Below are 3,579 nucleotides of genomic sequence, written 5' to 3' on the forward strand. Positions count from 1 at the left end.
TGATGAACTATCACTAATAGAGACTAACGCGAAAAAATTTTATAAGCATTACCTTTACAAAGGCTGGTGGGGCTATTACAGCAATTTGCAGTATTGCGGTCATTTAAAGCTACCTTTTACATGGAAAGTCCCGTGTAACTTAAAAACCCTATTTGCGTTCACCCCTGACGATGAATTATTTAACATAGAACCGCTAAATAGTGTTGAGAAATTTGAAATCGGACCCATTAGTACACAAGATTTTGAGAATATTTCAAAAAAGATTATCTCGTTGTACGATCTGGCATACGGTTTCCAGGCAGACACACGTGTTTTTGAGTACATACCAAAGAACAACACCCGCAGATTCATCAAGGGGCTGGTAGAAGCTCTTGATCTTACTCGTTTTTATCCTGATAAGCCAATTGGAGAATTACTGGATGCACTCTGATAAGCGAAGTCTCAGACGTACGTGGATAACTTTTTTTGGCAGATATGGCAGGCTTCTACCTATTCAATCACGAACTATTCCTGTGGTTCTAAATGGGAAAGATGCGATCATTGTCTCAGCTACCGCTAGTGGAAAGACCGAAGCCGTGATTGCACCGCTGATAGAGCGAAATTTGAAGGAAGAGTCAGATGGTATGGCATTCCTCTACATTTCTCCGACAAAGGCACTGGTTAATGATATGTACGACAGACTTAAGGGACAATTGGATGAACTTGGAGTTTCGATAGGGCTAAAAACTGGCGATACACCACGATTTAACCCTGATAAGTCTCCAAATGTTCTAATTACCACACCGGAATCGTTTGATTCCCTTATTTGCAGACATCCCAATTCTTTTAAAAAGATAAAAGCGGTCATACTCGATGAAATACATCTCATTGACAATACATATCGTGGGGATCAACTCAGACTTCTCTTGAAAAGATTAAAATGCGTTTCAGACACATATTTCAATATATATGCACTGTCTGCCACTGTAGCATGTCCGGAGGATGTAGGAAGTAGATATCTTGGAGATTTTGAGATTATCATTGACCGTGATAAACGAGATATTGACTATACACTTGTTGAATCTGCTAAAGAACTATTTGACTGTGTAAGAAGTGAGAATATTAAAAAATTGCTTATATTTTGTAATAAGAGAGTAACAGTCGAGGTGTTTTCAAGAGAATGCATTGATCTGTGGGGTTCTAACAGCGTTGTTGTACATCACGGTAGTTTAAGCAGATCGATCCGTGGTGAATCAGAAAAGTTCATGAAGGACGCACATTACGGTGTTTGTGTGGCTACTATGACACTCGAAATAGGGATTGATGTCGGGGATATCGATGCTATCGTACTTGCAGAAGTCCCATGGAGCATATCATCGCTCCTCCAGAGGATCGGGCGAGGTAGCAGGCGTATGCAAAGAAACCGGGTCTTTGCATTATATGGTTCCGGGGATGAGCGGATGCTTCTTGAAGAGATGTTTCACACTGCAATGACAGGATATATCGAACCGGTTGATTATTCGCACGATCCGTCTGTTGTGGTGCAGCAGGTATTCTCTGTGCTTTATGCCAGTCCGCATGGGCTTACCGATGGATATTTTCAAAATCTGTTCGAAGGATTCTGCTCGGATGAAGAACTGCAGGATATCCTGACTCATCTTGTGAACAGCGAATGGATTGAAAAAATCTATGAGAAATGGTGTGCAACAACCAAATTGATGGATCTTGGAGAAAAAGGTGAGGTTCATTCGAATATTCCATCAAACAAAGTAGTAAAGGTTATCGACGTCAATTCCAAGCAAATGATAGGCGAGGTGCAGTATCCGGTCGATGAGATTTTCGTGCTTGGCGGAAGGGTATGGCTGATTGTTAGGGAATCCTTTGGCAAGGTATATGTAAAGCCGGCAAAGGCGAGGATAGCTACTGCGAAGTTTAAAAGTCATGTATCGGAAGGTGCCTTTTGCTATCTGCTGCCAGCCCACCTCAGTGAGTCAGAACTATAGCGTCAAAAATAGTTGTTTTGATACTGATCAACAAAGTTATTTACTAAACTCCAAAATGGGAAGTGTGATGAATTCATGTTCTAATTTTATTATTCCAGCCGCCGGGTAAGACCAGCGGAGAAGTGCATGACAGGTTGTGTAAACAGACTCCTGATAAGCCCGTCATCACCCTGGGTTACGGCCCGGATTTTGCTGTGTTGCGCAGTCGGGGGGTGTTGATGAATATTCCCCAGATGGTGAGGGAGTTGCGGGAAGAAATTCCTGAAGCTGGTATCAACGGGGGCAGGCACCTGGTTGTGGGCAGTATTAAGTTCGTAGGCGGATTGCGCAAGGAAGTGCTGGCGAAACTGGCTGAGAAGATCGGGCGGGCTGAAGTGGCGTGGGTAAGTTAAGACACCTTAATTGAATTGTTCCTGAAGGAAAGAGGTCTGGAGCTACGACCTGGAAGAACTTCACCACTACTTTTACGACGACTGGTTTTACAGGTACAGTAAATGATGGACGTTTATATTTATGGCTCGCACCGTTAGCTGCACCAGGAGATACTTACTACTTTGATGACGTACGATTGGAAAAAGTCATTCAAGATACCACTGCACCCGCCAGTATCACTAATCTTAACAATATCAGTGGCCAGTCATTCATCAATTGGACATGGACCGATCCCGGTGATTCAGACTTTGATAAAGTAATAATCTATTTCGACGGGTCGTGGGCCGCCAACGTCTCCGCCGGTACCCAATCGTATAATGCCTCTGGTCTGACTGCCTCAACAAGCTATGAGATTGCGACCAGAACTATTGATATTTCAGGTAACATAAACACCACTTGGGTCAACGATACCGCAACAACTGCACCTTAGGATCAAAAATTTGTGGGATTGAATTTAATCCTGGCACTTGCGATAGCGTGGGTGTCAGGGTATATGTAGTATGTTAAGGTAGGAGAATGATGGATATGCATATTAAAATATTATTATAAATGCTCATGCAGTTAGCTCCGAATACGTAGTGATGCGACAATTTAAACACGCAGATAATAACCGATCAAACATTTGTGATTCCCAGAAGCTACGGTTGAACCTGTAACAGAATTCAGAATGATAGCGGCTGAGGTGTTTCGAACTTATCCCTGGTAGGTACCTCTGCTGTTTTCTTTTATATTATATCCAGATATGGACCCACGGTAACAACTTACTGGCATTTTTTCCAGAACCAACAAAAATAGGTTGATGTTCACACCTTCCAGAGTTTAACTTGAATTTCAAAGATGTGGTGAAAAACATTATCAAGCAACCCAATCAATGTAGGATCAGCTAACAAATAACACAGTTTAAATACTATGAATTGCATAAAAAAACTGTCTATATTGAGTGGAAAGGAAATAAGGATTTAAATAATTACGGAGTCTTACAGATGCGCGAAAATTTGAGAATTGTGAATAAAATAGTAATGGTTTTTTTAGTGTTAATGATTGGTCTGCCAACAGCTCTTGGTATACCTATTAATCTTATCCAGAACCCTGGATTTGAATCGGGAACGACTCCATGGATATTCTATACGAACGGAATTGGGACTTACAGTCTGGATACTCCAGG

General features: G+C 41.7%; 2 protein-coding genes and 1 pseudogene. All 3 read left to right on the plus strand.

The annotated features are described in order from the left end of the window. Nucleotides 1-85: 85 nt before the first annotated feature. The gene (locus tag IBX40_12065) at nt 86-430 is read left to right on the plus strand and encodes a hypothetical protein (GenBank protein ID MBE0525045.1); all 345 of its coding nucleotides are present in this window, start codon (nt 86-88) and stop codon (nt 428-430) included. Next, complete coding sequence (locus tag IBX40_12070) at nt 420-1,982, plus strand: DEAD/DEAH box helicase (protein MBE0525046.1); 1,563 nt, start codon at nt 420-422, stop codon at nt 1,980-1,982. Before IBX40_12065 ends, IBX40_12070 begins: the two co-directional genes overlap by 11 nt. 98 nt (nt 1,983-2,080) lie before the next feature. Next, nucleotides 2,081-2,374, plus strand: a pseudogene (locus IBX40_12075) (phosphoesterase). Nucleotides 2,375-3,579: the final 1,205 nt, after the last annotated feature.

It is taken from the genome of Methanosarcinales archaeon, from assembly GCA_014859725.1.
GTDB lineage: Archaea > Halobacteriota > Methanosarcinia > Methanosarcinales > Methanocomedenaceae > Kmv04.